Origin of the sequence: Kribbella sp. NPDC051936 (assembly GCF_040680955.1) — a bacterium.
Lineage (GTDB): Bacteria > Actinomycetota > Actinomycetes > Propionibacteriales > Kribbellaceae > Kribbella.
The window spans coordinates 287,363-313,997 of record NZ_JBFAXS010000011.1 but is presented as its reverse complement, the minus strand read 5'-3'; the positions used below and the strand labels follow the sequence as shown (position 1 = coordinate 313,997).

28 protein-coding genes are annotated in these 26,635 nt (G+C 70.5%); 14 read left to right on the top strand and 14 right to left on the bottom strand.

Annotated elements, in window-relative coordinates:
- The first annotated feature begins 1 nt into the window (after position 1).
- Both AB0L64_RS35860 and AB0L64_RS35855 read left to right on the top strand, forming a co-directional pair.
- Positions 2-583: a helix-turn-helix domain-containing protein gene (locus AB0L64_RS35860; protein WP_363717435.1), complete on the top strand. Its 582-nt coding sequence runs from the start codon at positions 2-4 to the stop codon at positions 581-583.
- Positions 580-882 (top strand): DUF1905 domain-containing protein, encoded by a 303-nt coding sequence (locus AB0L64_RS35855; protein ID WP_363717434.1) that lies wholly within the window; start codon positions 580-582, stop codon positions 880-882. Before AB0L64_RS35860 ends, AB0L64_RS35855 begins: the two co-directional genes overlap by 4 nt.
- A 63-nt stretch (positions 883-945) precedes the next feature.
- Here the strand turns inward: AB0L64_RS35855 and AB0L64_RS35850 are convergent, their stop codons facing one another.
- Together AB0L64_RS35850 and AB0L64_RS35845 are read right to left on the bottom strand one after the other, a co-directional pair.
- Positions 946-3,276 (bottom strand): DUF4097 family beta strand repeat-containing protein, encoded by a 2,331-nt coding sequence (locus tag AB0L64_RS35850; protein ID WP_363717433.1) that lies wholly within the window; start codon positions 3,274-3,276, stop codon positions 946-948.
- Between the two features lie 8 nt (positions 3,277-3,284).
- Complete coding sequence (locus tag AB0L64_RS35845) at positions 3,285-3,866, bottom strand: hypothetical protein (RefSeq protein WP_359926455.1); 582 nt, start codon at positions 3,864-3,866, stop codon at positions 3,285-3,287.
- Positions 3,867-4,058: 192 nt separating this feature from the next.
- Here AB0L64_RS35845 and AB0L64_RS35840 point away from each other — a divergent pair, with 192 nt between their 5' ends.
- The 3 genes from AB0L64_RS35840 (at position 4,059) to AB0L64_RS35830 (ending at position 8,069) form a co-directional block, all read left to right on the top strand.
- Positions 4,059-5,213: a cystathionine gamma-synthase gene (locus tag AB0L64_RS35840; RefSeq protein ID WP_363717432.1), complete on the top strand. Its 1,155-nt coding sequence runs from the start codon at positions 4,059-4,061 to the stop codon at positions 5,211-5,213.
- A 207-nt stretch (positions 5,214-5,420) separates the two neighbouring features.
- Positions 5,421-6,791, top strand: a complete 1,371-nt coding sequence (locus AB0L64_RS35835; RefSeq protein ID WP_363717431.1) for a glutamate mutase L — start codon at positions 5,421-5,423, stop codon at positions 6,789-6,791.
- A gap of 30 nt (positions 6,792-6,821) precedes the next feature.
- The gene (locus AB0L64_RS35830; RefSeq protein WP_363717430.1) at positions 6,822-8,069 is read left to right on the top strand and encodes an AI-2E family transporter; all 1,248 of its coding nucleotides are present in this window, start codon (positions 6,822-6,824) and stop codon (positions 8,067-8,069) included.
- On the opposite strand, the gene AB0L64_RS35825 is transcribed toward AB0L64_RS35830, so the two are convergent.
- From AB0L64_RS35825 to AB0L64_RS35785, 9 genes are all read right to left on the bottom strand, one after another.
- The gene (locus AB0L64_RS35825) at positions 8,066-8,854 is read right to left on the bottom strand and encodes a hypothetical protein (RefSeq protein ID WP_363717429.1); all 789 of its coding nucleotides are present in this window, start codon (positions 8,852-8,854) and stop codon (positions 8,066-8,068) included. The genes AB0L64_RS35830 and AB0L64_RS35825 overlap by 4 nt on opposite strands.
- Positions 8,851-9,207, bottom strand: a complete 357-nt coding sequence (locus AB0L64_RS35820; RefSeq protein ID WP_363717428.1) for a transcriptional regulator — start codon at positions 9,205-9,207, stop codon at positions 8,851-8,853. The genes AB0L64_RS35825 and AB0L64_RS35820 overlap by 4 nt, the downstream gene beginning before the upstream one ends.
- Positions 9,204-9,866 (bottom strand): nucleotidyl transferase AbiEii/AbiGii toxin family protein, encoded by a 663-nt coding sequence (locus tag AB0L64_RS35815; protein ID WP_363717427.1) that lies wholly within the window; start codon positions 9,864-9,866, stop codon positions 9,204-9,206. The genes AB0L64_RS35820 and AB0L64_RS35815 overlap by 4 nt, the downstream gene beginning before the upstream one ends.
- 79 nt (positions 9,867-9,945) lie before the next feature.
- Positions 9,946-11,028 carry a hypothetical protein gene (locus AB0L64_RS35810; protein ID WP_363717426.1) on the bottom strand — a complete coding sequence of 361 codons (1,083 nt, stop codon included), beginning with the start codon at positions 11,026-11,028 and terminating at the stop codon, positions 9,946-9,948.
- A gap of 11 nt (positions 11,029-11,039) precedes the next feature.
- Positions 11,040-11,621 (bottom strand): hypothetical protein, encoded by a 582-nt coding sequence (locus tag AB0L64_RS35805; protein ID WP_359926434.1) that lies wholly within the window; start codon positions 11,619-11,621, stop codon positions 11,040-11,042.
- A 111-nt stretch (positions 11,622-11,732) separates the two neighbouring features.
- Complete coding sequence (locus tag AB0L64_RS35800) at positions 11,733-12,047, bottom strand: hypothetical protein (protein WP_363717425.1); 315 nt, start codon at positions 12,045-12,047, stop codon at positions 11,733-11,735.
- The gene (locus AB0L64_RS35795; protein WP_363717424.1) at positions 12,044-12,631 is read right to left on the bottom strand and encodes a hypothetical protein; all 588 of its coding nucleotides are present in this window, start codon (positions 12,629-12,631) and stop codon (positions 12,044-12,046) included. Before AB0L64_RS35795 ends, AB0L64_RS35800 begins: the two co-directional genes overlap by 4 nt.
- A 180-nt stretch (positions 12,632-12,811) precedes the next feature.
- Positions 12,812-14,422 (bottom strand): MDR family MFS transporter, encoded by a 1,611-nt coding sequence (locus tag AB0L64_RS35790; protein WP_359926426.1) that lies wholly within the window; start codon positions 14,420-14,422, stop codon positions 12,812-12,814.
- Positions 14,419-15,024 (bottom strand): MarR family transcriptional regulator, encoded by a 606-nt coding sequence (locus AB0L64_RS35785; RefSeq protein WP_363717423.1) that lies wholly within the window; start codon positions 15,022-15,024, stop codon positions 14,419-14,421. The genes AB0L64_RS35790 and AB0L64_RS35785 overlap by 4 nt, the downstream gene beginning before the upstream one ends.
- A 239-nt stretch (positions 15,025-15,263) precedes the next feature.
- Between AB0L64_RS35785 and AB0L64_RS35780 the strand changes: the two genes are divergently transcribed.
- On the top strand, positions 15,264-16,037 hold the full coding sequence (locus AB0L64_RS35780) for a type II CAAX endopeptidase family protein (RefSeq protein WP_363717422.1): 774 nt from the start codon (positions 15,264-15,266) through the stop codon (positions 16,035-16,037).
- Entirely contained in the window at positions 16,034-16,762 is a 729-nt protein-coding gene (locus tag AB0L64_RS35775; RefSeq protein WP_359926418.1) for an SDR family oxidoreductase, read from the top strand. Before AB0L64_RS35780 ends, AB0L64_RS35775 begins: the two co-directional genes overlap by 4 nt.
- On the opposite strand, the gene AB0L64_RS35770 is transcribed toward AB0L64_RS35775, so the two are convergent.
- Positions 16,744-18,318, bottom strand: coding sequence for an amidohydrolase family protein (locus AB0L64_RS35770; protein WP_363717421.1), 1,575 nt, complete (start codon positions 18,316-18,318; stop codon positions 16,744-16,746). The genes AB0L64_RS35775 and AB0L64_RS35770 overlap by 19 nt on opposite strands.
- Before the next feature lie 58 nt (positions 18,319-18,376).
- Between AB0L64_RS35770 and AB0L64_RS35765 the strand changes: the two genes are divergently transcribed.
- The 7 genes from AB0L64_RS35765 to AB0L64_RS35735 all read left to right on the top strand — a co-directional run bounded on the left by AB0L64_RS35765 (position 18,377) and on the right by AB0L64_RS35735 (position 24,894).
- Positions 18,377-19,174, top strand: coding sequence for a MerR family transcriptional regulator (locus tag AB0L64_RS35765; protein ID WP_363717420.1), 798 nt, complete (start codon positions 18,377-18,379; stop codon positions 19,172-19,174).
- Between the two features lie 10 nt (positions 19,175-19,184).
- Positions 19,185-20,132, top strand: a complete 948-nt coding sequence (locus AB0L64_RS35760; protein ID WP_363717419.1) for an ATP-binding cassette domain-containing protein — start codon at positions 19,185-19,187, stop codon at positions 20,130-20,132.
- A gap of 1 nt (position 20,133) precedes the next feature.
- Complete coding sequence (locus AB0L64_RS35755) at positions 20,134-20,916, top strand: ABC transporter permease (RefSeq protein ID WP_355700422.1); 783 nt, start codon at positions 20,134-20,136, stop codon at positions 20,914-20,916.
- Positions 20,916-21,719 (top strand): ABC transporter permease, encoded by an 804-nt coding sequence (locus AB0L64_RS35750; protein WP_363717418.1) that lies wholly within the window; start codon positions 20,916-20,918, stop codon positions 21,717-21,719. Before AB0L64_RS35755 ends, AB0L64_RS35750 begins: the two co-directional genes overlap by 1 nt.
- A gap of 158 nt (positions 21,720-21,877) precedes the next feature.
- Positions 21,878-22,978: a hypothetical protein gene (locus tag AB0L64_RS35745; RefSeq protein ID WP_363717417.1), complete on the top strand. Its 1,101-nt coding sequence runs from the start codon at positions 21,878-21,880 to the stop codon at positions 22,976-22,978.
- A 56-nt stretch (positions 22,979-23,034) separates the two neighbouring features.
- A complete protein-coding gene (locus AB0L64_RS35740; protein ID WP_363717416.1) occupies positions 23,035-24,078 on the top strand; it encodes a hypothetical protein in 1,044 nt (347 codons plus the stop codon).
- A gap of 69 nt (positions 24,079-24,147) precedes the next feature.
- The gene (locus tag AB0L64_RS35735) at positions 24,148-24,894 is read left to right on the top strand and encodes a hypothetical protein (RefSeq protein ID WP_363717415.1); all 747 of its coding nucleotides are present in this window, start codon (positions 24,148-24,150) and stop codon (positions 24,892-24,894) included.
- Here the strand turns inward: AB0L64_RS35735 and AB0L64_RS35730 are convergent.
- Positions 24,874-26,088, bottom strand: coding sequence for an aminoglycoside phosphotransferase family protein (locus AB0L64_RS35730; RefSeq protein ID WP_363717414.1), 1,215 nt, complete (start codon positions 26,086-26,088; stop codon positions 24,874-24,876). The two genes, AB0L64_RS35735 and AB0L64_RS35730, sit on opposite strands and share 21 nt — an antisense overlap.
- 73 nt (positions 26,089-26,161) lie before the next feature.
- The gene (locus AB0L64_RS35725; RefSeq protein ID WP_363717413.1) at positions 26,162-26,608 is read right to left on the bottom strand and encodes a MarR family transcriptional regulator; all 447 of its coding nucleotides are present in this window, start codon (positions 26,606-26,608) and stop codon (positions 26,162-26,164) included.
- Between the last annotated feature and the right edge of the window lie 27 nt (positions 26,609-26,635).

The window sequence follows — 26,635 nt, the reverse complement described above, 5'->3', positions numbered from 1 at the left end:
CGTGCAGCACGCGACCAGTTCCCGCGATACCAAGGCGGCGATCCACCGCGCCGCGGTCGCCCTGTTCTCGAGCCAGGGGTACGACAAGACCAGCCTGCGGGAGATCGCCGAGCAGGTCGGCATCACCAAGGCGTCGTTGTACTACCACTACTCGTCGAAACAGGAGCTCCTGCGCGCGATCGTCGGGACGTTCCTCGACGACGTGTTCGCCGTCCTGCGGAAGGTCGAGGACCTCCCGTGGTCGCCGGACAACGAGCGCGAACTGCTCGCGGCGTACGTCGACGTGGTGATCGCGCACCGCTCGACCGGGCCGACGCTGATGCGCGACATCGCCGCCGTGCTCGCCGCTTTCGGGGACGACCTGGACATCCTGATCGCGCAGTCCCGGCGCTTCCAGCTCTGGCTCGCCGGCCCCGACCCGACGCCCGCCGACCGGTTGCGGGCCGCCGCCGCGGTCGAAACCATCGGTGCCGCAATGTCGGCCGAGCTCGACCTGGCCGTCTCGGACGCCGAGATCCGGGCCATCCTCCTGGACGCCGCCTCCGCCATCCTGGCCCGCCGCGGCGCCCCGGTCACCGAATGACGGCGCCGGGCTATCGGTTCACGGCACCGCTGTGGCAGTACCCGGGCGAGGGCAGCTGGTACTTCGTCACCGTTCCCGAGGAGATCAGCGACGACATCGCGGCGCTCACCGCGGGCCGCCGGAAGGGCTTCGGGTCGGTGCGGGTCACGGTGACGGTTGGTGGGAGCACGTGGCAGACGTCGGTGTTCCCGAGCAAGACCGGCGCCTACGTCCTCCCCGTCAAGAAGCCGATCCGAACCGCGGAGAACCTCACCGAAGGCACTCCAGTCGAAACGCAGCTGACGCTGACCGACTTCTGACAACCCCTGTGGTCCGCGGCAGTGTCCGTGTCATGTCCGTGTCATGTCCGTGTCATGTCCGTGTCACCGTTCCGAGGCCGGGCCGCGGGCCGTAGGGGACTGCCGGCCCGGCATCTGGTGGTCCGGTCTGGCGCCCTGGCCGGACTGGCTCGACTGGCCCGACTGGTGCAGCGGTGCGGTGGACGCACGCGGCGGCGCGCTGGCGCGACCGGTCATCGACGTCGCGTCGGCGTTCAGGTTCTGCGCGACCCCTTCACTCGAGGTGCTGATGGTCGCGTTGCCGGATATCGACTCGGCGCGGACGATCCGGGGCCCGTTCTCGGCCCGATCGACCACATGGATCCGGGCATTACCGGACATGGAGCCGACGCGCGCTGACCCGCCGGCGAACTGGTCGACCGAAACGTTCCCGCTCTGTGTCTTCGCCCGCACATCGCCTTCTACGCGGCCGACCCGCACGTCCCCGCTCTGTGACCTCGCATCGACCTTCTGCGCCCGGTCGACGGATACGTCTCCGGACTGGGTCTCAGCGGCGACGTTCTGGGCGGTGTCCACCCGCACATCGCCCGACTGGCTTCGTGCCTCGACGATGTCGAGGCCACTCGCCTCGATGTCGGCGCTCTGGGTCAGCGCGCTCAGATCACTCCCGGGCGGCACGACGGCGGTCACCTCGATCGGCGACGGGGCGGGGGTCGCGGAGCCATCGCCATTGATCTGCACGCCGTTGACCTGGATCGAACCGCTGTATCCGGAGATCTGGATACCGTTCCCGGTGGTGATCACGCTGCCGTTCGAGGTGCCGGCCACCTTCGCGGAGAGTACGCCGTCGGGGCTCTGCCCGAGCGTTGCGCGCTGCACCGCCTCGGCCGAAGGCCCCTCGGTGTCGGCGGTCGAGATCTCCAGCCTCGCTTGCGTGCAGTTCGGATCGACCGTGACCGTGACCTTGCCGGCAGATCGCAGCAGCTCGGCATCGATGGTGACGGGCCCGGGTGTGTCTGCCACGAGTTCCCGGCGGGTGGACGGCGTTCTTCTCGGCGCCTCCCCGGCCGCGGGCTCTTGCGGTTGCTGCCCGGGCAGTTGCTGGTCCGTGCCGGGTTGCTGGGGGGCGACGCCTTGTGCTGGCGTGGTTGCCGGGTCCTGCGTGCCGGCCGCGGGTGCGTCCAGGTCGCCGGTGGGCTGCAGGCCTTCTTGTGCCTCGGCGGACCTCGCGGACTCGCCCTGGGTTTCGGACGAGACGGTCCAGGCCTCGGCGGGGTTCCGCGCTTCCGCGCCGTCGACCTCCGGGCCGGCCTGAGGCGTCCGCGGCTCTCCGCCCTCACCGACCTGCGGCCCGTTGTCGCCCCCGACCTCGCCCGCGGCCCGCGGCTCGCCGACCTCGGCCTCACCTGTGGTGCGGGGCTCGGCGGTCTCGCCGGTCTCGGCTTCGCCTGTGGTGCGGGGCTCGCCGGCTTCGCCGATCTCGGCTTCACCTGTCGCGCGGGGCTCGGCGGTCTCGCCGGTCTCGGGTCCGCCTTCGGCGCGCTCGCCTGGTTCCTGGCCGGTGCCCGGCTCGAGTTGATTGACGCCTTCCCGCTGCTGATCCCGACCGGGCTCCAGGGCAGGGTCCGTGCCGGCGTTCTCCTGCTGGAGTTGCTGGACGCGCGCCTCGAGCAGTTGACGCATCTCGGCCTGGAGGCGGTTGTTCTCCTCCATCAGCGTGAGCATCTGCTGCTGGCTCTCGAGGATCGACTGCTGCAGCGCCGCGATCCGCTGGGCCACCTGCTCGGACTGCTGAGGCGTCTGCCGGACCGCGTCCCGGGATTGGATGCCCTGCCGTCCGGCACCGTTCTGCTGCCCCGGCACCCCTTGGAAGCGGCCCTCCGGCCGGAACACCTCGTCCATCCGGCTCGAGGCCAGCGCCGCGAGGTCCGCGCTGTTCAGCGTCGATCGGCCGATGGCCTGCAGCACGGACGGATCGGTCCGTTTGATGTCCTTCGCCGCCTGCGTCAGGGCAGCCTTGAGCGCCTTCGTCCCCCGACGTTCGTTCCGCCCCCAGCGTGAGTACCGGCGGGCGAGCCTGCGGACCGGATTCCTGGTCCTGGACACGCGGGGCTGTCTGGGGGCGGGACCCGCCTCCGCCAGCCGGTCGCTCGCCCGCTGACCGAGCCGCTCCGAGACACCGGCATACCGATCCGGGCGCATCTGTGCGTCGACGTGGAGGCTCGCCAGCTGCTGCAGGTCGGACTGCGTCATGTTGGCGCGACCGATCCGCTCGCGGACCGCCGGGTCCATCCGCATCACGTCGCGGGCCGCCTGCGCGTACGCCGCCTTCAGCGTCTTACGACCCCGCGACGTGGCGCGCCAACGGGAGTACCTGGCGCGAACGCCGGTGCCTTCCTGCGAGGGCTCACTCATCGGGTCTCCTAGTCGATGTACACGGCGTAGTTGACGCCGACCGAGGTCGTCAGCGGGTCCTTGCTGGGCTTCGTGCTGTACAGGTGGATCTGGGCGCCCGGGCGCAGCCAGACGGCCAGGTGCCGGCGGCCGGTCCCGGCGCCGGGCTCCCACTCGTCCGCGAACGTCGGGCTGCTCTCGTCGCCGACGTAGTCGGGCTGTCCCCAGTGCTTGGTGGCGAGCGCGAGGTGGTCCGGCCAGTGCGTGTCCAGCCCGAATTCGGCGGCGGCGATGTCGTCCGGACCGATCTCGTACGCCGACCAGCCGCTGTCGGGGCAGTCGGGGAACGCCAGCCCGTCGAACACGATCATCGTGGTGCCGCGGCGGGTGGTGAATCCCCAGGAGACCATGTCGGCGCCGATCACCTCACCGGCCTGCAGCGGCCACGGTTCCCAGGCGGTCTCACCCATCACCCGGTGCACGAGGGCGCGCACGACCTCCGGCCCGGCCTCGTCGCCGTCCGGACCCGCGATCACGGTCCAGTCCGGAATCTCGGCGAGATCCGCCATCGCCAGGTCGTCCTGATCGAGCGGCCTGTCCTGCGTCTTCATCCGGCCCCGACGTCCTTCCTGCCCGGTTCGCTGACCGCAACCCTCTGTAGAACTTCTGTGCGCAACCGTAGGCGGCCCAATGGGTCATTCGCCAGCCGGTACGACGCAGCTGTGGACAACTCGGATCCACCCGATCGGCCGGCTCCCGGACGGCGTGCGGGAGCACAGCAGACCAGGCCGTACGCTGGTCCGGTGAACAAGGAACACCACTACGGCTTCGAGACGCTCGCCATCCACGCCGGGAACGAGCCCGACCCGACCACCGGTGCGGTGGTGCCGCCGATCTACGCGACCAGCACCTACAAGCAGGACGGCGTCGGCGGCCTGCGCAACGGGTACGAGTACTCGCGCTCGGCGAACCCGACCCGGACGGCGCTCGAGGAGTGTCTGGCCGCGATCGAGGCCGGCACCCGCGGCTTCGCGTTCGCCAGCGGCCTGGCCGCCGAGGACACGCTGATCCGGTCGGTGTGCGCGCCGGGCGACCACGTGGTGTTCCCCGACGACGCGTACGGCGGCACGTTCCGGCTGTTCTCCCGCGTGCTGAGCAACTGGGGTGTCGAGATGACGCCCGCCGCGGTCACCCACCCGGAGGCGATCCGGTCCGCGATCCAGCCCGGCAAGACGAAGGTCGTCTGGCTGGAGACCCCGACCAACCCGCTGCTGAACGTCGCGGACATCGCGATCGTCGCCCAGATCGCGCACGACGCCGGCGCGCTGCTGGTCGTCGACAACACGTTCGCCTCGCCGTACCTGCAGCAGCCGCTGGAGCTCGGCGCGGACGTGGTCGTGCACTCGACGACCAAGTACATGGGCGGCCACTCCGACGTGGTCGGCGGCGCCTTGATCGTGCGGGACGCCGAGCTGGCGGACAAGATCGCCTTCCACCAGAACGCGATCGGCGCCGTCGCCGGCCCGTTCGACTCGTGGCTGGTGCTGCGCGGCATCAAGACGCTCGGGGTCCGGATGGACCGGCACAGCGACAACGCGGAGCGGGTCGTCGAGTTCCTGCAGCGGCACGACTCCGTCACCCAGGTGCTGTACCCGGGCCTGGACGGGCATGCCGGCCACGAGACCGCGGCCAAGCAGATGAAGCGGTTCGGCGGGATCGTCAGCTTCCGCGTCGGCGGCGGCGAGGCGCAGGCCCTGGACATCTGCAACAAGGCCGAGGTCTTCACCCTCGGTGAGTCGCTCGGCGGCGTCGAGTCCCTTATCGAGCACCCCGGCAAGATGACGCACGCCTCGGTCGCCGGCACCCCGCTGGAGGTCCCGGCGGACCTGATCCGGCTCAGCGTCGGCATCGAGACGATCGACGACCTGCTGCTCGACCTCGAACACGCCCTGTCCTGACCCCACCCCCGCCCCCGCGCCCCGGAACGTTTGAGGGGTGAACCTTCCAGTCTGACCCTTCACAGCGTGCATGCAGCCGGGTGAAGGGGCAATCTCCGAGGTGAACCACTCAAGGCCGGCGGGGATGGGGCGGCGTGGGGGTCGGGTTGTGGGGGAGGGGCGGGTTGTGGGGGGATCGGGCGGCGTGGGCGGATTGGGTGGTGACGGGTGAGTCTCGTGGTGGCGGTCGACTTCGGGTCGACCTTCACGAAGGCGGTCGCGGTGGATTCCGGCTCGGGCGAGCTCGTCGCCCGGGCCGAGCACCGCACGACGATCGGCACCGACGTCCTGGACGGCTGGCACGCGTGCCGTGCTGTCCTGGAAGCGGCTGATCGGGGCGTCCGGGACGCCGAGGTGCTGGCCTGTTCGAGTGCGGGCGGCGGGCTGCGGATCGGTGTCGTGGGCAACGAGGAGCTCGTCACCGCGGAGGCGGGCAAGCGGGTCGCGCTGTCCAGCGGCGGACGCGTCGTGGCGGTCGTCAGCGGCGGGCTGACCGCGACGAGTCAGAAGGAGCTGCGCAAGGACCGCCCTGACGTCGTGCTGCTGCTCGGCGGGACCGACGGCGGCAACTCGGCCGTCCTGCTCAAGGCCGCGGAGACGCTGGCGAAGTACCGCTGGCGGAAACCGGTAGTTGTCGCAGGCAACATCGACGCCCAGGCGGAAATCACCGAAACACTCACCGCGGCGGAAGTCCCGCATGTGCTGGCGGAAAACGTCGTACCGGAGATCGGCGTGTTCGCGCCGGACAGCGCCCGCGCCGCGATCCGGGAGATGTTCCTCGCGCACGTGATCGGCGGGAAGAACCTGTCCCGGGACCCGTCGTTCGCCCGGATGGTGCGTGCCGCGACGCCGGACGTCGTACTGCGCGGTGTCGAGGTGCTCGCCGCGCTGCACGGGGACGTGGCGGTCGTGGACATCGGCGGCGCGACCACCGATGTGCACTCGGTCATCGAGCTCGATCCCGAGGACGCGAACCTCGGCCGCGAGGTGGTCGCGACGCATCCGGTCACCAGGACCGTCGAGGGCGACCTCGGGATGCGCTGGAGCGCCGTACCGGTGGTCGCTGCCGGCGAGGAGGCGGGACTGGTCGCGGATCCCGGCGAGCTGCAGGCGGCGGCCGAGCGCCGGCGCGCGGACCCGTCGTACCTTCCGGGCAGTGACCGGGAGGCGTCGTACGACGAGGCGCTGGCGAGTGTCGCCGCGACGGTCGCGCTGCGCCGGCATGCGGGACGGCAGCGAATCGTGTTCGGGCCGGGCGGACGCGTGATCGAGCGGTCCGGGAAGGACCTGCGCGAGGTGGACCTGCTGGTCGGGTCCGGGGGAGTGCTGCGGCACAACCCGCCCGAGGTCGCGGCCCGGATCCTCGGCTCGATCGGGACCAACGCGCAGGCGGAGGGCTGGCTGGTCCCGGAACGCGCCGAGGTGTGCGTCGACACCGACTACGTGCTCGCCGCGGTCGGCCTGCTCGCCGACGACGCCCCGAAGGCCGCCGAAGGCCTGGCCGCCCACATTCATGGAACCAGCCGCACCGGGCACTAGTCTCGTCATCACCAAGCCTGCGGAGGTGGGATGAGCGAGACGGGGCGGGACCGGGCCGAGGACCGTGACGAGTCGAGTCCGGTGGCGGACAACGACGTGCTGGAGTCGTCGAGCGCCGAGCCGGCGGCGCACTCGGTGCCTTCGGAGCCCGCGGCGCGGAAGAAGGTGGATCACGGCGTGACGCCGGCGATGGAGATCGCCAGCGCCTGGGCCTGGCGGTTCCTCGTGATCGTGGCGGCCGTCGGCGTGATCGGCTACGGGATGCGGTACCTGTCCGAGGTCGTCGTACCGGTGACCGTCGGCGTCCTGCTCACCGCGCTGCTGGTGCCCGTCACCACCGGCCTGCAGAAGCTTCGCCTGCCGCGCGGACCGGCGGCCGGGATCACGGTGATCGCGACGATCATCGTGCTCGCCGGCCTGCTGACGCTGGTCGGCACGCAGATCGCCGGGCAGTTCGAGGACCTGTCCAACCAGGTCGGCGAGGGTGTGCAGAAGATCCGCGACACGGCCCGGATCAACTTCGGTCTGACCGACGCCGACATCACCAACCTGTTCAAGCAGGTCCGCGAACAGATCACGTCCGGCGGCGCGCTCGGCCAGCAGGCGGCGGCGGTCGGTACGACGGCGACGCACGTGGTGGCCGGGCTGTTCATCTCGCTGTTCTGCCTGTTCTTCTTCCTCTACCAGGGCGAACAGATCTGGTCCTGGCTGGTCCGGCTGTTCCCGCGCCGGGCCCGGGACAAGGCCGACTCGTCCGGCCGGAAGGCGTGGGTGTCGCTGACCGCGTTCGTCCGGGCCACGGTGATCGTCGCCGCGGTCGACGCGATCGGGATCTCGCTCGGGGCCGCGATCCTCGGCCTGCCGCTGGTGAGCGCGATCGGCATCCTGGTGTTCGTCGGCGCGTTCATCCCGGTCGTCGGCGCCCTGGTCAGCGGGATCGTCGCCGTCCTCGTCGCGCTGGTTGCCAAGGGCCCCATCGTCGCGATCATCATGCTCGCGGTCGTGATCGGCGTCCAGCAGCTCGAGGCGCACGTGCTGCAGCCGTTCCTGCTCGGCCGCGCGGTCAGCGTCCACCCGCTGGCGGTCATCCTCGCCATCGCCACCGGTGTGGTCATCGCCGGCATCGTCGGCGCCCTGGTCGCGGTCCCGACCGCAGCCGTCCTGAACACCATCGTCAACCACCTGGCCGGCAACGACGTCGACCCCGAACCCCCCAGACCGCTCCCCAGACGCCGCAACCACCAGGGAGCCACCGAGGACGCCCCGATCGTCGACTAACTACCCCGCTCGCCCTTCGACCGCTCCTGGCTCAACGACTTCCCGGTCCGGCCTGCCGCGCCCTGCGTCAGGCTGCTGGGGCCGGAGCCGGCGCGGGACTGCCCGGTCTCGGTGAGCCGCATCGCCCGGTCCATGTCCGGGTTCTCCGCGCGGGTCCGGAGCTGGTCGGCCCAGTTGCCCATGTCCTGCTTGAGCGCCGCGGTCTGCTCGGCGTTCAAGCCGTACTCCGCGTACTTGGCGTCCGGGATCCCCCGGGCCTGGTCCAGCTGATAGGCGAAGCCCTCCCGGTCCATCCCGGAGATCTCCCGCTCGTCGCCGAGCGCCAGCAGGTCGTCGCGGGAGTACCGCCCGGACTGGACCGCGGCCTCGAGGTCGATGTAGGCCTTCGCCTCGACACGGTCGTAGACCATCCCGACCTTCGAGCCGACCGAGTCCTCGGCCGACAGCATCGGCCCGACCTCGGTCTCGACCGGCGGCCGGCTGCGGAAGTCGCGGCCGACGTCCACCTCGGTGCTGCGGCCGTCCTTGGTCACGGTGAACTTGGCGTGCTCGCCGGACCGCTCGACCAGGTCGAACTGATACCCCGCGTCGCCGTACGCCGTCTCAAACTTGCTCATCGTCTGGTCGAAGTCGGTCTGCCGGTCGGTGAACAGGTCGACGTCGTTCGGCTCCCGGATGCCGATCCCGTGCTCCTTGAAGGCCTGCCCGCCGGCCAGTGCGAACCCGTCGTCGCGGGTCGCGGCGAGCCCGATCCGGGCCACCTGGGCGTGGTCGGCGTCCATCACTGCCAGATCCCGCCGGCGCCGATCTCGGCGAGCTGCGGGAACGCCGTGTGCCAGCGGCGGACGCAGTACCGCGGCAGGTGCAGCTGGGGCCAGAGCTCGATCAGCAGGTCCTTGTTCACCAGGCTGGTGAGCTGGTCGATCGTCGAGGCCTCGCTGAGCACGGTCTTGTACAGGGACAGCCGGTCGTCGACGTTGCCGAGGTCGAAGATCCGCTGTGCGCCCCAGACGATCGAGACGGGCAGTTCCACGATTCCGCTACGCGGCCCGGTCAGCTGGTCGAGCGACTCGGGGACGACGTACGGGATCCGGGAGGCGTACGAATCCCCGGGCTGGGTGTAGCGCGGCTCGTTCATGCGTCCATCTTTCCTGACGGCCGGTTCAGCCGGTCGGCCCACCGCCGTGCCGTGTCGCGGATGCGGGCGATCAGTTCGGGCGTCGCGCCGTACTGCAGAAAGCCCGAATCCGGCAGCCGGGCGCCGGCGCGCAGTTGGCCGGCGAACATCTCCCGGTCCAGCGGTGTCACCTCGCGCCGGTCGGCGAGCGCGAGCAAGCCGTCACCGTCGTACCGCCCACTGTCCAGCACCGCCTGTACGTCGATGAGGTCGCGCGGCTCGAGCCGGGAGTAGAGGGCGCCGACCTTGCTCCCGATCGCGTCCTGCTCGGCGAGCACCGGACCGATCTCGGTCGTAGCCGGGGGCAACTGCCGATGGTCCGTCCCGAGGTCTGCCTTGGCCGAACTCCCGTCGACGTCGGTCACCACGATCCGGGCGAACGTCGCGACCTGTCTGGTGACCTCGGTGCGCAGGCCGGCCGCCTGATAGGCGCTGACCAACTGCTCGACGGACTCGGTGAAATGCGTCGGGTCGAGGTCGTCGGTGAAGAGGTCGATGTCGTCGGACTCGCGGTGGCCGTAGCCGTGGGCCTGGAGGGCGTAGCCGCCGGCGAGGACGAATCCGCGGTCGGCGAGGGCTTGCAGGCCGACGGTGGCCATCCGGGTCTGCAGCGGATTCATGGGCCCAGTCTGCCGTGCGAACAAGCCAAGACGCCGCCGAGCCGGGCTCGGCGGCGTCGCTGCGGGTTCGGGTCGGGTATCAGCCCTTGCCGATGCCCTTGTTGTCGGCGTTCTTCTGCAGGGTTGTGGTGGCGGCCTGCTCGGTCGCAGGGGTCTGGGTGCCCTGGCCCTGGTTGACGGCCTGCCCGGCCGGTGCCAGACCACCGAGGGCCTGGGCCGCGGTCTGAGCGTCCATCTGGGACTGGAGCCGCTGCGCCACGTCCTGTGCGGCCGCCAGCCGGGCTTCCAGCGTGCCGCCGGTCATGATGCGGCTGTGCTGCTGACTCAGGTGCGCCAGATCCTGCGTTGTCACACCCGGCATGTTCCCGTCGAACCGTGCCATCGCGATGGTTGCGCGGGCGCCTTCGGAAGCTCTGCTGACGCGGCCTTTCTGGGCCTGGAGCCAGCGCCCGGCCCGGTCACGGAGGTCGCGTCCGGCGTCCATCGCACGTCCGCCGAGCTCTGTGGCCCGGTCGACCTGCCGACCACCGAACGCGGCGGCCCGGTCGATCTGCTGGCCGCCCCACTCGCGGCCGGCCTGGATGCCGCGGCCGGCCGCTTCGACACCGGCCTGGTACGCACCGGCGGCCTGCTGGCCGAACTCCGTGGCGCGGTCGATCTGCCGGTCGCGGAAGGCGGCCGCGCGGTCGATCTGCTGGCCGCCGAACGCGGCGGCCCGGTCGATCTGCTGACCGGCCCATTCACGACCGGCCTGGGCCTGCTGACCGGCCCACTCACGCCCGGCCTGCAGACCCTCACGTCCGGCCTGGATCTGCTGGCCGCCCCATTGGCGACCGGCCTGGATCTGCTGGTCGGCCCACTCGCGGCCTGCGTTCAGGTACTGACCGGCCTGGCTCTGCAGGCGCTCGGCCATGTCGCTCAGGCGCTGCGTCTCCCGGTCGAAGACCGCCTGGACGCGAACGGTGGCGCTCAGGACCTTGTCGTTCACCTTGTCCTTGAACGGCACCTTCTGGGCCTGCTTGATGAGGCGATCGAACTGTTCCTTCTCCAGCGCGGCAAGGCGGCCGAGGTTCTCGAAGTTCTGCTGGGGCTGGCTGGCCAGCCAGTCCAGGGTCTCGGTCCAGGTGCGTTGCGGCTGCGGGCCTTCGGTGGGCTGCGACATATCTCGGACTCCTAGTCGATGTAGACCGCGTAAGTGACGCCCACCGCTTCGGTCAGCGGGTCCCGCGTCGGCTTGCTGCTGAACAGGTGGAATTGCGCGCCCGGGCGGACCCAGGCGGCCAGGTGCCGCTTGTCGGCGCCCGCACCGGGGCGCCACTCGTCGAGGAAGTGCGGGCGGCTGTCGTCGCCCACATAGTCCGGCTCGCCGAGGTACTTGCGCGCCAGGTCGAGCATCGCCGGCCAGGCCTGGTCGAGCCCGGCCTCGGCCGCCGGGATGTCGTCGGGGCTGATCTCGTACGCCGACCAGCCGCTGTTGCGGGCGTCCGCGAACGCGAGCCCGGGAAAGACCACGACGGTGCTCCCGCGCTTGGTGGTGAATCCCCACGAGGCGAGCACGTCGTCGATCTGCTGTCCTGGCAGCAGCGGCCAGGGCTGCCAGTCGGTGACCGACGTGACGCGCTGGACGATCGCCTTGACCACCTCGGGGCCGGTCTCGTCGTTGTCCGGTCCGGCAATCGGTCGCCAGTCGGCGATCTCGGCGAAGTCGGCGATCGCTGCGGCGTCTTCGTCGAGGGGCCTGTCCTGGGTTTTCATTCCGGGCTTTGTTCCTTCCGTCAGTACTCGAGCCGTCGGCGGCAACCGTACGGCGGTAGCGGGGTCAGCATCTGCAGGGCGATGAGCCCTGGAAAGCGGTCTGATCCGCTGTCAGCGGGCGGGTCCGCCGCGGTCGGTTTTGCGGGTTTCGAAGGTGCTGGACTCGGTGCGAGAGCCGTGCACATCGCCGGTCCGCGCCTGCCCCGGCGCGACCCGGGGGAGGGTTGCGGCCTGGACGCTCCTGGCGAGGTCGGGGGACAGTTCTGACGGGCCGTTCCCGCTCATCGCGGCGACCTGCCGCGAGATCCGGGTCAGGGCCTCCTGCGACACACTGCTCTCCGGTCCGGTGGCCGGCGCGACGTCGCCGTTCGCCATCTGGTCGCGGAGCGCGGTCCGGGCGGCCCGGCGCTCGTCGAGTGCTGTCATGACCCCTCCTCGTTGAGGTACACCACATAGTTGATGCCGACCGACGTCGACCTCGGCGTCGGTTTGTTGCTGTACAGGTGGATCTGCGCGCCCGGCGGCGTCCAGACCGCCAGGTGCCGGCGGTCGGTGCCGGCGCCGGGGGCCCAGTCGTCCTCGAAACCGGTCTTGCTCTCGATTCCGACGTACGACGGCTGTCCCCAGTGCCGGCAGGCGAGGTCGAATTTCGCCGGCCAGTGCTCGTCGAGCCCGGCGGCCGCGGCATCGACGTCGGCCGGCTCGAGGGCGAACGCGACCCAGCCGCTGAACGGGCTGTGCGGCAGCACCTGGTCGTCGTACACCGCGAGCTCTGTGTTGCGGCGGGTCAGGAAACCCCAGCCGTCGAGCTGCTCGTCGATGACCGTCTTGCGGTTGATCGGCCACGGCTTCCAGTTCGTCGCGGACTTCACCCGGCGGATCAGGCGGCGGACCGGCAGCGGTCCGGTCTGGCCCGCGTGCGGGCCGCCGAGGCGTCGCCAGTCGCGGACCTCGGCGATATCGGCCATCGCGCGGTCGTCGTCGTCCAGCGGCCGGTCAAGTGTCTTCATCCGTGCGGCAGTCCCTGTCGGTTGCGGTACGTGTCGAAACTAAGTCCCCGGAGGGGTCAGGCGGACGTCCTGCTCCCGGCCTGTCCGCGGACAGAACGAGAACAGCCGCCCTGGGAAGCTTCCCAGGGCGGCTGTCGGGTAGGTCAACCGAAGTTCGGTATCGGTTCGGTCAAGCGCCGGTCAGTGCATCGCGGCGGCCGCGGAGGACTCCAGCGACTCCTCGCCCTCGGGCTTGGGGCCGTCGTTGCGGCCGGCCAAACGCTGCTCCGGCGTGATGACCGCGAGGACCAGTGCGATCGCCAGGAACGGCAGCGAGACCAGGAAGACGTCGTCCATCGCGTCGACCAGACCGTGCAGCGCCCAGCCCTTCATCGGCTGCTGGAGCAGGTGCAGTGCCTGCACGCTGTTCGCCGCGTCGGCCAGCTTGTCGACCATGCCCTGCGCGGCCTGCGGCACCAGGTCGGTCAGGTGCACCTTCAGCCGGCTGGTCAGGACCGCGCCGTACACCGCCGTACCGATCGCGCCGCCCATCGAGCGGAAGAACGTCATCGTCGAGGTCGCGGAGCCCATGTGCTGCCGGGGCACGCTGTTCTGCGCGGCGGTGACGGTGATCTGCATCGACAGACCCAGACCGGCGCCCATGACGAACATGTAGATCGCCAGCTGCCAGTACGGCGTGCTCAGGCTCAGCGTCGACAGCAGCACCATCGCGCCGCTGACCATCACCGCGGAGATGATCGGGTAGATCTTGTACCGCCCGGTCTTGCTCATCAGCTGGCCGCTCGGGATCGACGCGGAGAAGATGCCGACGATCATCGGCAGCAGCGCCAGGCCGGAGCGGGTCGGCGACAGGTCCTTGACCGCCTGCAGGTACAGCGGCAGGAAGATCAGCGCACCGAACATCGCGAAGCCGAGCAGGAACGCGAACCCGGCGTACCCGGAGAAGATCCGGCCCTTGAACAGGTCCATCGGGATGATCGGCTCGGCGACCCGGAGCTCGATGAACACGAACGCGATGGCCAGCACGACGGAGCCCGCGAGCAGGGCCAGCGTGGTGCCGGTGCCCCAGCCGTTGGACGGGCCGCTCCAGGACACGGCCAGCAGCAGCGAGGTGACGGCGGCGGCCACGGTCGCGGCGCCCAGGTAGTCGATCTTGTGCGAGCGCTTCACGTGCGGCAGCTTCAGGACGGCGCTGACGATGCCGAGGGCAACGAGACCGATCGGCAGGTTGATCCAGAAGATCCAGCGCCAGCCCGGGCCGTCGGTGAGCAGGCCGCCGAGCAGCGGGCCGGCCACCGAGGACAGGCCGAAGACGGCGCCGAAGTATCCCATGTACTTACCGCGCTCGCGCGGCGGGATCACGTCGCCGATGGTGGCGAACGCGAGCGACATCAGACCGCCGGCGCCCAGGCCCTGGACCGCGCGGAAGCCGATCAGCATCTCGATGTTCTGCGACATCGCGGACAGCACCGAGCCGGCGAGGAACGTGAGGATCGCCGCGATGAACAGCGGGCGGCGGCCGTAGAGGTCGGAGATCTTTCCCCACAGCGGGGTGGAGGCGGTCGAGGTCAGCAGGTACGCCGTGACCACCCAGGACAGCTTGTCCAGGCTGTTGAACTCACTGACGATCCGCGGCAGCGCCGTGCCCACGATGCTCTGGTCCAGGGCGGCGAGGAACATCCCCGCCATCAGTCCGCCGAGGACGACCAGGATCTGCTTGTGGGACAGGTAGTTGGGACCACCGTCGGTTGGTGCAGCGCCGCCGGCGGTGGCGGGCTCTGTGGTGCTCATCTGGTGCTCTCCAGGTTGTTGTCGTTGTTCACGCTGTCAGCGGGGTCGCCGCCGGCAGTGGAGTCTTTGTCGGTACTGCGCTCTGCCGGGGCGGGCTGCTGCAGTCGTGGTGCGACCGCGGCCCAGCCCTTGTCGGCCCAAGCGCCGCTGCTGGGGGCTTCGGTGAGGGCGGCGACGCCGTCCGCGAAGCGGGTCATCAGCCGCTCGAAGGTCTGCACGTCCTCCTCGGACCAGCCCTCCATGGCCGCGCTGAGCAGCTCCATCCGGTGCCGGGCGCCGGCCTCCCACTGCTCGACGCCCTGCTCGGTCAGCTCGACGCGGAACGCGCGGCCGTCGTCGGGGTCGGGGGAGCGGCGGACGAGGCCGAGCTGCTCCAGGGACCGGACGTGCCGGCTCGTGGTGGAGGCGTCGAGCTCCAGCCGCGCGGCGAGGTCGGACAGCCGCAGGGCGCCGTTGCAGCGCAGCGCGAACAGCACGACGTGGGCGCTGTGGTCGATGGTGTCGCCGGGCTGCTTGGCCTTCAGCCGGCGCCCGATCCGGGTGAACGCGTGCATGACGCCCTCGATGGGGGTCTCCGGGATGTACGCGTCGTTTACTTGCATGCTGCAAGCATATACATGCTTGCGTGATACACGCAAATGACTTTCCATGATCATCAACTGAGCCGCCACTCATTTACTCTCTGTTGCAGGGTGATCACTTTCTGCAGCCGAATCGTGGGTGTGGGCAGTAATGCGACGGTGCAGGCCGGCGTTTTGTGACGCGAGGTAGTGCTGGCCTCCCCGGCGATGGTCGGTCCAGCACCCTCGTACGACTGCCGTGGCGCCACGAGGCTGTGGCGGTGATCAAACGGCGGCTGGTGGAGTTCGGGGTCATCTGTCTGGTTCTGACCTGGGTGCCGTGGGGAGTCCTCGGCGTACTGGGGGCCGATCCGGACGAGGGGGTGGGCTCGCTCGTCTTCGCGCTGGCGGCCGGGGGGCCGTCGTTGGCCGCGCTGGTGATGTGGCTGCTGCACCGTGAGCGGCGGCGTGTCGTCCGTTGGTCGTTGGCGTGGCCGGTCGCCGCCGTCGTACTGGGTGCGCTGCCGCCGCTGGTGACCACCGCACTGATGGGAGACCTCCCGGCGTTGCCGGATCACGCTGCCTCGGTCGTCGCGGGAGCTGGAGGGGTGCTCGGCGCGGCGGCGTACACGTTCCTGGCGGGGCCGGTGTCGGAGGAGTTCGGGTGGCGTGGGTACGTGCAGCCGCGGCTGCGTGCATACTTCGGGCCGCTCGGGACGACCGCGGTGCTGGGGGCGGCGTGGGGTCTTTGGCATATGCCGCTGTACTTCCTACCCGGCACAGGGCAGTACGACGACGGGCTGTTCACCCAGCAGGGGCTGACGTTCTTCTTGGAGCTGTTCCCGCTGACGTTCGTGATGCTGTTCGTGAGCGAGCGTCTGCGGGGCGGGGTGCCGGCCGCGATCCTGGTGCACGCGGCCTGGAACCTGACGGAGGAGCTGGTGCCTCCACTGGGCAAGGGCGTGTGGCTGGAGTTGCTGGTCCTCACCGCGGTCGCCGCGGCGTTGCTGCCATCCTGGACGGCAGTCCGGCGAGGCAGAAGGGTGACGGCATGACGAGGGTCGCAGTAGTTACCGGTGGCGGGTCAGGGCTGGGGCGGGAGATGGCGCTGGCCTTGGCGGCGGCTGGGTTCCAGGTGTGGGTGACCGGCAGGACAGAAGCGAAGCTGAAGGAGACCGTCGACGCTGCGGGCGGGGCGGTGCGGCACGTCGTACTCGATGTGGCCGACGGTGCTGCGGTGCGGGAGTTCTTCGGCGGACTCGAGCGGGTCGACGTCCTGGTGAACAACGCGGGCATCGGCTCACCGGCCGCGGCCGTGCAGGACGTCGCGGAGGAGGACTGGCGGCGGGTCGTGGACACCAACCTGACCGGCTCGTTCCTCTGCGCGCAGGCGGCGTACGACGTGATGCTGCGGCAGGACCCGAAGGGCGGGCGGATCATCAACAACGGGTCCATCTCGGCGCACGTGCCGCGGCCGCAGGGGATCGCGTACACCGCGACCAAGCACGCCGTCACCGGTCTGACCAAGAGCCTCGAGCTGGAGGGCCGGGCGCACGGGATCACGGCGTGCCAGATCGACATCGGGAACGCCGCGACGGCGATGACCGCCCGGATGGAGCAGGGTGTGCTCCAGCCGGACGGTTCGATCGCGGTCGAGCCGACGTTCGACCCGAAGATCGTGGCCGACTTCGTCGTGCGGATCGCCGAGCTGCCGACGTCGGTCGCCGTACCCACGCTGACGGTGATGGCGGCCGGCATGCCTTATGTCGGGAGAGGGTGACGGGACAGGTCGATGTCCGTCAGGTCGTACCACCGGCCTGACGGCGGCTGATCGAGCAGCGGGTCCTTCCAGCGCAGCCGGACCCGCGCCGGCTGTACCTCTGTCAGCACGGCCTCCAGCCAAGGCCCGTCGGTCCGCGCCCACCAGGTCTCGGTGAGACTCGCCAGCCCTTCTCGCTCGACCGTCTCGACCGCGCTGTCGTGGCTGCTCACCGGACCGAGCTCCGCGCCGAAGACAGTCGTCGGCAACCAGCCGCCGGTCACCGGTACGACGCGGCCCAGCAGTTCCCCGTCCTCGCGTACCACGTCTTCCGGCGACGGGAAGCCCGGAAACTGCGACTTCAGAGCTGCGACGATCCGAGCCGTCGTCTCTCCCAGGAAGCGGATGCTCGCCAGCTCTCGCTCGTCGTCGTACTCGCCCTGCTCTCCGCCGACCCAGGTCTGAAGAATCCGCTGGGTTGCAGTGATGTCGGCCAGTGGATCGCCGTCGACCAGCAGCAGGTCTGCGCGTGCACCGACTGTCAGTCGGCCCCGGTCCGCCAGGCCGAACACCTCGGCCGGTGCACTGGTTGCAGCCACGAGCGCGTCCGCCGGTGTGAGCCCAGCGCGCACAAGATGGACCAGCTCTCGGTGCAGCGAGGCTCCGAACACCAAACCGGGGTTGGGTGCGTCTGTACCGGCCAGCACGCGTACGCCGGCCTGGTGCAGCGCGAGCGTGTTGGCGCGGGCCGCCGTACCGTCCGGTGGTTCCGGCGGCATCCAGCGACGGGACTGGTGGTCCAGCACTCGTCTCCAGCGCGCGGGCATGCGCGCCATGAGCACTGGCTCGTCCAGCAGCGGCAGGTGTCCGGACGGCCCGTTGAAGCCGTCGACGGCGACCCCCAGCGTCGCGATGACGGCTACGTCCGCCACAGCTTCGATGTCCGCCGGCGACATGAGGTCGGACGGCACATGCGCCAGTACGTCGACCCCGCACTCGACCACCTTGACCGCGCCGGCTGCCGTCGACACATGTGCGACGACCAAGAGCCCGTGGGCATGCGCCTCGTCGGTCAGCGCCTGGACGGTGCGTGAGTCGAGCGTCGGGATGTTCAGCATCGCGCCGGAGCCGTCGTCGTAGACCAGCTTCAGGTGGTCGACGCCCTCGGCGATCCGGTCCGCGACGAACTGCTTCGCGTCCCCGGGCCCGGTGACGTACGGGATCGGCGGGAACGCGATCGTCGGATGCCCGCCGGGCGCGGTCGCGCCGATGCCGGACGTGCGGAACGACGACCGCGGGGTCTCCGGGTCGATCACCTCCGGCGTGCTGAACTGGTCGAGCTGCGTCGTCACGCCGTACGCCGCCGCGAGCTGGACGCACCCCGGCGCCAGGTGGACGTGCGCGTCGATCAGCCCCGGGAGCAGGGTCGCGCCGGAACCGTCGACGAGCGTGTCGCTCGGCTGGGCGATCTCCGGGCCGCCGATCGCCGTGATGCGACCGTTCGCTATTCGCAGGCAGTCCGCGGGCAGCGCCGCGCCTCGGTCGGCCAGTCGGGTGTGCAGGATCGTGAATGCCATGCCGCGGACGCTAAAGGCTGACGTAACGTCATACTCCAGTCTTGTTTCCGGAGGTGTCGTGGAGCGCACGGTCAGCGAGGTGGCCAAGCTTGCCGGTGTGTCCGTGCGGACGCTGCGGCACTACGACGCCATCGGGCTGCTCGCACCCGGCCGCGTCGCCGCCAACGGCTACCGGTACTACGGCCGGCCGGAACTGTTCCGCCTGCAACGGATCCTGCTGCTCCGTGAGCTCGGCGTACCGCTGCCGGGGATCGCGCGGATCCTCGACGAGCAGGACGACGAGGTGGCAGCGCTCGCGGGGCACCGCGAGCAGCTGCTGCGCGAGCGCGAACGGCTGGACACGATGCTCGGCGCGATCGACAGGACCGTCGCCGCCTTGTCCGGGGACGCCTCGGTGGCCGACGACGAGTTCTTCGCCGGACTGTCGCAGGCTCGATCCCGGCTGCGGGACGACCTGGCCGAGCGGTACGGGGAAGGCGCGGCGGAGGGGTTCGAGAAGGCGGTGCGGGACGCCGAGGGGTGGACGCGCGAGGACTACGAGCGCATGGGCGACGAAGGGCGTCGCCTGTTGCTGCGCATGGCCGCCGCAAGGGACCGCGGTGTTCTCCCGGACTCGGCGGAGGGGCTGGAGCTGATCGAGCAGCATTACCTCGGCGTGCTGGAGGTTTGGCCGGCTACGCCCACGACGTACTACGGGCTCGGGGATCTGCTGGTGGCGAACGCGGACCAGCGCGCCATCATCGAGCTGGTGGACCGGGACCTGCCGGAGTGGCTCGCCGCGGGGGTGCGGGCGTATGCGGTCAAGCGGCTCGGTTACCGGCGAAACCAGGAGGAAACTGTCCGACGGTCCGTCTAGTGTCGGTCAGGTGAGTGCTGAGCGGGAGTCACTGGTGCATGTCCGCGGCCTGCGGAAGTCGTACGGCGACTTCGAGGCCGTGCGGGGGATCGACCTGGACGTGTGGCGGGGCGAGGCCTTCGGCTTTCTCGGGCCGAACGGCGCGGGCAAGTCGTCGACGATGCGGATGATCGGCGCGGTCTCGCCGACCAGCGGCGGCACCCTGCGGATCCTCGGCATGGACCCGGCCGCCGACGGCCCGGCGATCCGCGCGCGACTCGGGGTGTGCCCGCAGGACGACACCCTCGACACCGAGCTCTCGGTCCGGGAGAACCTGACGATCTACGGGCGGTACTTCGGTCTCAGCCGGGCCGAGTGCCGCAGCCGCGCCGACGAGCTGCTCGAATTCGTGGCGCTGACCGACAAGGCGAAGGTCAAGGTCGACGAGCTGTCCGGCGGGATGAAGCGCAGGCTGACGATCGCGCGCTCGCTGGTCAGCAAGCCCGACCTGCTGCTGCTCGACGAACCGACCACCGGCCTCGACCCGCAGGCCCGGCATCTGCTGTGGGACAAGCTGTTCCGGCTCAAACAAGCCGGCGTCACGCTGATCATCACCACCCACTACATGGACGAGGCCGAGCAGTTGTGCGACCGGCTGGTGGTGATGGACGGCGGCCTGATCGCGGCCGAGGGCTCCCCGGCCGACCTGATCCGCGACTACTCGACGCGCGAGGTGACCGAGCTGCGGTTCGGGCCGGAAGTGATGCTCGCCGACCACGACGCCCTGGCCGGCAAGGTCGAGGACCTGGCCCAGCGCATCGAGGTGCTGCCCGACCGTCTGCTGCTCTACACCGACGACGGTGAGCGCGCCGTCGCGGCCGTCCACGAGCGCGGTCTGCAGCCGGCCGCTGTTCTGGTCCGCCGCTCGACCTTGGAGGACGTGTTCCTCCGCCTGACCGGCCGGACGCTGGTGGACTGACATGGCGCTCGCAGTGGAGAACGGGCGCCGGATGTTCGACTACTGGCTGACCGTCTACAAGCGGACCTGGAAGGGCACGATGATCAGCAGCTTCCTGCTGCCGATGCTCTACCTGGCCGCGATGGGGATCGGGCTCGGCTCGTTCGTGGACAGCAACGGGACCGGTGCGCTCGGCGGCGTCAGCTACCTGCAGTTCATCGCGCCGGGCCTGCTGGCCGCCACCGCGCTGCAGATCGCGGTCGGCGAGGCGACGTACCCGGTGATGAGCGGGCTGAAGTGGCAGAAGTTCTACCACTCGATGATCGCGACGCCGCTGCGCCCGGCCGACGTGGTCTACGGACAGCTGGGCTTCATCGCGTTCCGGGTGTTCACGTCGTGCGCGGTGTTCCTGGTGATCATCACGCTGTTCGGCGGGCTGAAGTCGCCGCTCGGGGTGCTCGGTCTGCCGGTCGCGCTGCTCGTCGGGATGGCGGTCGCGAGCCCGATCGCGGCGTACGCGACGATCCTGGACAACGACTCCGGGTTCGCGATGGTGTTCCGGTTCGGTGTGGTGCCGGCGTTCCTGTTCTCCGGGGCGTTCTTCCCGGTCTCGCAGCTGCCGGACTGGATCGAGTGGCTGGCCTACGTGAGCCCGCTGTGGCATGCGGTCGACCTGTGCCGCAGCCTCAGTCTCGGCACGGTCGACCCCTGGCTCGCGCTCCTCAACGTCACGTACCTGCTGGCGTGGTTCGTCGTCGGCACCTGGCTCGCCGTCCGCGGCTTCACCCGAAGGCTGGTCGGCTGATGGCGACGATCGCGGCGCGGGTGCTGCCGGTTCCGGTGCGGCTCGGCGGCGGCCGGCACATCGTCGAGCGGAACTTCCTGCTCTACCGGCGGTCCTGGGTGGTGTTCCTGTCCGGCTTCTTCGAGCCGGTGTTCTACCTGTTCTCGATCGGTATCGGCGTCGCGCACCTGGTCGGCGACTTCACGTTGTCCGACGGCACGAAGATCGCGTACGCCGCGTTCGTCGCGCCGGCGATGCTCGCCAGTTCCGCGATGAACGGCGCGATCTTCGACTCGACGTACAACATCTTCTTCCGGATGAAGTACGCCAAGCTCTACGACTCGATGCTCGCCACCCCGCTGCGGCCGTGGGACGTGGCCACCGGCGAGGTCACCTGGGCGCTGCTGCGCGGCGCGATCTACTCCGCGATGTTCATCGTCGTGATGCTGCTGATGGGCCTGATCTCGTCGTGGTGGGCGCTGCTCGCGCTGCCCGCCGCGGTGCTGATCGGGTTCGCGTTCGCCGGTGCGGGGATGGCGCTGACGACGTTCATGCGCAGCTGGCAGGACTTCGAGTTCGTGCAGCTGGCGATCATGCCGATGTTCCTGTTCTCGGCCACGTTCTACCCGGTCGAGACCTACCCCGAGGCGATCCGCCGGCTGGTCGAGATCACCCCGCTCTACCAGGGCGTCGTCCTGGAGCGCGCGTTCAGCACCGGCAACGTCGACTGGTTCCTCCTGGTCCACGCGCTCTACCTGGCCGCCATGGGCGCCCTCGGCATGTACGTAGCCTCCCGCCGCCTCGGCAAACTCCTGCTCAAGTAGTGCGGAACCGACACACCAGTGGCCACCGTCGGAGCAGGCATGACGGTATTGGTGCCGCGCCTCCGGCGCGGCGGATCATGGGGTTGTGACTCCCGGCCTTCCCTCGTTGCTCCGGTCGCTTCGCTCCCTGCGCTCCTCGGTCCAGGCCGGGAGGCCCCATGATCGGGTCCTTCCGCGATCTCGTGCGCGCTCCGAAGGTCGAGTTGCCGGGTGGGGCGCGGCGGTGGGTCGAGGAGGGGTTGGGGCTGCTCGTCGAGCACTGCGGGACGGACGGGTTGCGGCGGCCGGCCGTCGTGCCGGGGGAGTTCGTGCCGGACGGGTACGACGGGTCGCCGGAAGCCGCTCGTGAGCTGTGCCTGCAGGTGAGCGAGCGGATGGGCATCCCGTCGGCGCGGATCCGGTTCAGTTTCCAGCTGGAGCAGGTCGTCGAGGCGGGACAGTTGCTGGCGGCAACCCTCGTCGACGCGTACGTCGCGCGGTCCCTGCCGGCGTTCCGCGGTGCGGCCGCGGAGGACGTCGCCGCCGTCCGGAAGTACGCGCGGATGCCAGGCACCGAGACCGGCGACCGGCTCGAGGAACTGCTCGTCGAGTGCGGCGTTCACGACGGCACGGACGGCGACGGCCTGCTGCCGGAGATCCAGCGGTTCGCGTTCCTCGACTTCCTCACCGAGCTGGTCCGCTGCCGGGAGATCGCGGCCGAGCCCGACCCCGTCCGCCGCGCCGAGCTCGAGCGCCGCCCCGATCGCCCGGACCCCGGGACCGCCGCCGCCGAGGCGTCCGCCGCAGGGCGCTGGACCGACCTGACCTACTGCCTGCCGGGCGTCGAGCTGCTGCCCGGCCACACCGCGGTGATGCTCGGCTCCGGCCTCCTCGCCGACCCGACCGTGCTGATCGCGGCGGCGTCGCACGAGCTCGGCCACCTGGTCCTGCTGTCCTCCGACGTACCGGGCGCCGCCGGCCCCCTCCGCGAACCGCTGACCGACCTGTACGCCGTCCTGCACGGGTTCGGGATCGCGCACGCGAACGCGGCGCTCGACGAGAAGACGCTCGGCACGCCGACCGTGGAGACCTTCGGCTACCTCGGTGAACACGCCGTCGCCGAAGCGCTCGCCGTGTACCGTTTCCGGCAGCACCAGCTGGTCCGCGACGGACCACTCCTCCCGCACTGGCACCAGGCTCTCGATCTGGAGCCGCGAGCCCGCTTCGTCGCCCGGCTGGAGGAGCTGATCGGCGGCCCGCCGACCGTCTTGGGCTGGTGATCCAGCCGCAACACTGATGATGGAACGGGGCCGCGTGCGGCCGCGTCAGTTCCGGTATGAATCTGATCGGTGCGTGGCGGCGCCGGCGACGACATCGCGAGCAGCTGTACGGACCGAAGGTCCTGCTGCCCGGTGGGCCGGAGCAGTGGATCGAGAACTCGCTGGACTGGCTGATCGGCCGGTTCGGGGTCGAGCCGCTTCGCCGGCCGCCGGTTCTGCCCAGCGAGTTCGTGCCCGCCGGGTACGACGGTTCGGAGCACGCGGCGCGCGAACTCTGCCTGAAGGTCTGCGCATGGATGGAGGTCCCCGACGACCGGATCCGGTTCAGCTTCCGGATGGAACAGGTCCGTGCGGCGGCCCGCAGCGCGGCCGCGCACCGGCTGCACGCCGAGCAGGGCCGCGACCTGATCGCGGTGTCGGGGCTCAAGGCAACGATGACACCGGCCGAGGTGGCCGCGCTGGCCGCCGCCGGGTTCGCGGCCGAGATCGGCGTACTCGCGGAGCGCGAACTGCACGCCGAGGTGAAACGCTGTACGGCGATCCGCGCCGCGACCGACCCGGTCCGCCGGGCCGAACTCAGCCGGCGGGCCGAGGCGATCTGGTCGACGCCGGCCGGCAGCGGATCGCGCGCGGCCTGGCTGGACCTGCGCAGCGGCGGGCACCGGGGGACCGCGGTGATGCTGTCGGCAAGCACCCTGGCCGACCCGGCCGCCGTGGTCGCGGCCACCGCTCACGAACTCGGGCACGAGGTGCTCTGGGGCTATCACCTGATCGACCGCGGCCGCCCGGACGCCGAGGCGCTGACGGACCTGTTCGGGGTGTTCCACGGATTCGGGATCTTCCTGGCCAACCAGGCGGTCGAGCGCGTCCCCGGCCGGCGTTCGGCGCTGCAGACGCTCGGCTACCTCGGCGAGCGCGGCGCCTGCGACGCGCTGGCGGCGTACACCTTCCGGCGGCACCTGTTGTGGCCGGAGTCGCTGCTGCCGGCGATGCCCACCGAAGTCGACCGGGCGGTCCGGATCCGCACCTTCGCGCGGCTCGCGACGCTGGTGAAGGACGCCGAGATCGCGTCGATCCAGGAGGGCGCGCCGCTGCCCTGATGGCAAGCGGCAGTGACGCAGCGGAACCAAGAGGTTTCGCTGCGGCGTCGTACAGGCATGATCCGGCGGGTGAGGAATCCGATCGGGATGATCCGGCGAAGTCAGCAGCTGCGATCCCACTTGAAGGCGCCGCGCGAACGGTTGCCGGGCGGCAGCCGGCGCTGGATCCGATCGTCGATGGACTGGCTGGTGGCCGAGTTCGGTCGCGACGTACTGCTCCGGCCGATCGCGCTGCCGTCCGACCTGATCCCCGACGGGTACGACGGCAGCGTGGCCGCGGCCACCGAGCTGTGCGGCCGCATCGACGCGTGGATGGACCTGCGCCCGGGTCAATGCGGGCTGAGCTTCGAGCTGGACGGCGTACGGCGCCCTGTGAACGGCTTGGTGGTGAAGGAGCAGTCCGGGCGCTGGATCCGCACCAACGGGAAGAACCAGATTCTGCTCGCACCCGCGCTGGCGGCCGATCCGGTCGCGTTGATCGCCACCTACGCCCACGAGGCCGGCCACGAGCTGCTGCTCGGCAGCGGCCGGATCTCACTTGTCCGGCGGCCCGACCACGAGTCGCTCACCGACCTGCTCACGGTCTTCTACGGACTCGGGATCTTCACCGCCAACGCGGCGTACGAGTATCGGCCCCGCCCGAACGGCCGCGGCAAGCAGCCGCTCGCCCGCGGCTACCTGCGCGAGTCCGCCCTGTCCGAAGCCCTCGCGCACTACGCGAAGCTCCGCGGCGAGCGCCACCCGGACTGGGACCGCTACCTCGATCCGCCGGTGCGTCGCGGGCTCCGCAACCAGCTAGTCGTCCTGCACCGCTAGCAGCTTCTCGAGCCAGACGGAGCCGCCGCGCAGCATCGACTGCTTGCTCGGGCCGCCGAGGTGGTCGACGAGGTGCAGGTAGGTGATCGTCTGGTAGAGGGTGCCGAGCTCCTCGGCCAGCGTCAGCGCGCGGCGCAGGTCGGCGGGCGCGGCGTACTCCTCCCACTCGGCCAGGTACGCGTCGCGCACGCGCGGGTCGCTCGACAGCGGCGACGACTTCTCCACGAACGTGACCAGGTCGAGGAACGGATGCGCCAGCGCCGCGTCGGTCCAGTCGAACGCGAGCACCTGACCGTCGCGCACCGCCAGGTTCCGCGGGTGCAGGTCGCCGTGCAGCAGCGTCTCCGGTACGCCGATCGCCGCCAGCTCGGCGATTGCCGCACGCAACTGTTTCGCGCGGTCCGGCAGTTTCGCCCGCTCGGTCGGATCGAGGCCCTCGGTCAGCGCGTTCGGCGCGAGCAGGTGGTCCAGCTCCGCGTCGAGTACGGCGAGCCGCCGGTCGGCGCAGCTGTACTCCAGCAGCCGGTCGGGCTCCGTGGCGTAACTGCGCTGCAACCGCGCATGGTTGCGCACGGCATCGATCCACACCGCGATGTCGTCCTCGCCGGCGAGCGGCGACCCGAGGTCGGGCAGCAACATCCAGGCGCGCTGCTCGTCGATCGCGATCGGCGCCGGGACCTCACCGGGGCGGTCGGTGGACGCGCGCTGCAGGAACTGGGGCTCGTTCGCGAAGAGGAACGGCAAGACGTCCGGCTCGGTCGACGCCTGCGAGAGCGCCTTGAAGTACACGTCGCCGCCCGCGGTCGGGATGCGCAACACGTTCGAGAGGCCCCACGACTTCACCTGCGCCCACGGGCCTGTCGCCTTCACCCCCTCGGCGATCCACCGCGGCGCTTCGCCGAACCACTCCGGTCGTGACCAGTCGGGCAGGTCCGATGCGGTGACGGGATGGTCGTGCACCCAGCGGGCGCCGGCCGGCGGCTCGCCGGACAACAGCATCAGGTATGTGAGCGGGTCGTCGGACAGACACGTGAGTACGACGGCCTCGACGCCGTGCTCGTCCCGCAACGCCTCCAGAACCGACTCGACGTCCGGGAACCAGAAGTCGTCCGGCCGCGCGACCCGGGGGAGCCCCGACGGGAGCATCAGGACGGCTTGGTCGGACGGACGCGCGACGACAGCAGTGGCTTCCACGTGCTGAAGCGTATGTACCGCACGCAACTGCTTTTCGTTACGTGCTGCCGTGATCGCTGCGCCGACGCCGCCCTTAGCTGAGGTCTGCTGCGGGCACGGGCTCGCACGTCTTCACCAGCGGCGCGTGCAGCCGCTGGGCGAGCACTCGGCGCTGGGTCGGCTGGGCCTCGGTCTGGCGCCGCAGGCCTTCGTCGGTCAGCCGGACGTTGACGGCGCGGCGGTCCTCGGGGCACATGTGCCGCTCGACCAGCCCGGCCACCTCCAGGCGCCCGATCACGCGCGACAGCGCGCTCTGGCTGAGGTGCACGGACTTGGCGATCGTCGCCACCTTCGCGGAGTGCTCCGGCAGCTCGGCGAGCCGCTCGAGCACCTCGTACTCACTCATGCCGAGGGCGTGGCCGGCCTGCAGCGCGCGGTCGAGGGCGCAGGTCAGGTCCGCATGGCGAGCCAGCAGCTCGCGCCATTCGCGCACATCGGCGGTGGTTTCACCAGTCCCACCACTGACCTTCGTAGCGGTCATGGAGCCGACCATAGCATGCACGCGCAA

What these genes read in the sequence shown, in the direction of transcription:
- AB0L64_RS35790 (WP_359926426.1), bottom strand. Translation starts at nt 14,422, where the DNA reads ATGAGCACCACAGAGCCCGCCACCGCCGGCGGCGCTGCACCAACCGAC.
- AB0L64_RS35740 (WP_363717416.1), top strand. Translation starts at nt 23,035, where the DNA reads ATGAATCTGATCGGTGCGTGGCGGCGCCGGCGACGACATCGCGAGCAG.
- AB0L64_RS35770 (WP_363717421.1), bottom strand. Translation starts at nt 18,318, where the DNA reads ATGGCATTCACGATCCTGCACACCCGACTGGCCGACCGAGGCGCGGCG.
- AB0L64_RS35755 (WP_355700422.1), top strand. Translation starts at nt 20,134, where the DNA reads ATGGCGCTCGCAGTGGAGAACGGGCGCCGGATGTTCGACTACTGGCTG.
- AB0L64_RS35795 (WP_363717424.1), bottom strand. Translation starts at nt 12,631, where the DNA reads ATGAAGACACTTGACCGGCCGCTGGACGACGACGACCGCGCGATGGCC.
- AB0L64_RS35810 (WP_363717426.1), bottom strand. Translation starts at nt 11,028, where the DNA reads ATGTCGCAGCCCACCGAAGGCCCGCAGCCGCAACGCACCTGGACCGAG.
- AB0L64_RS35805 (WP_359926434.1), bottom strand. Translation starts at nt 11,621, where the DNA reads ATGAAAACCCAGGACAGGCCCCTCGACGAAGACGCCGCAGCGATCGCC.
- AB0L64_RS35830 (WP_363717430.1), top strand. Translation starts at nt 6,822, where the DNA reads ATGAGCGAGACGGGGCGGGACCGGGCCGAGGACCGTGACGAGTCGAGT.
- AB0L64_RS35785 (WP_363717423.1), bottom strand. Translation starts at nt 15,024, where the DNA reads ATGCAAGTAAACGACGCGTACATCCCGGAGACCCCCATCGAGGGCGTC.
- AB0L64_RS35820 (WP_363717428.1), bottom strand. Translation starts at nt 9,207, where the DNA reads ATGAACGAGCCGCGCTACACCCAGCCCGGGGATTCGTACGCCTCCCGG.
- AB0L64_RS35775 (WP_359926418.1), top strand. Translation starts at nt 16,034, where the DNA reads ATGACGAGGGTCGCAGTAGTTACCGGTGGCGGGTCAGGGCTGGGGCGG.
- AB0L64_RS35800 (WP_363717425.1), bottom strand. Translation starts at nt 12,047, where the DNA reads ATGACAGCACTCGACGAGCGCCGGGCCGCCCGGACCGCGCTCCGCGAC.
- AB0L64_RS35750 (WP_363717418.1), top strand. Translation starts at nt 20,916, where the DNA reads ATGGCGACGATCGCGGCGCGGGTGCTGCCGGTTCCGGTGCGGCTCGGC.
- AB0L64_RS35845 (WP_359926455.1), bottom strand. Translation starts at nt 3,866, where the DNA reads ATGAAGACGCAGGACAGGCCGCTCGATCAGGACGACCTGGCGATGGCG.
- AB0L64_RS35815 (WP_363717427.1), bottom strand. Translation starts at nt 9,866, where the DNA reads ATGAATCCGCTGCAGACCCGGATGGCCACCGTCGGCCTGCAAGCCCTC.
- AB0L64_RS35855 (WP_363717434.1), top strand. Translation starts at nt 580, where the DNA reads ATGACGGCGCCGGGCTATCGGTTCACGGCACCGCTGTGGCAGTACCCG.
- AB0L64_RS35745 (WP_363717417.1), top strand. Translation starts at nt 21,878, where the DNA reads ATGATCGGGTCCTTCCGCGATCTCGTGCGCGCTCCGAAGGTCGAGTTG.
- AB0L64_RS35850 (WP_363717433.1), bottom strand. Translation starts at nt 3,276, where the DNA reads ATGAGTGAGCCCTCGCAGGAAGGCACCGGCGTTCGCGCCAGGTACTCC.
- AB0L64_RS35725 (WP_363717413.1), bottom strand. Translation starts at nt 26,608, where the DNA reads ATGACCGCTACGAAGGTCAGTGGTGGGACTGGTGAAACCACCGCCGAT.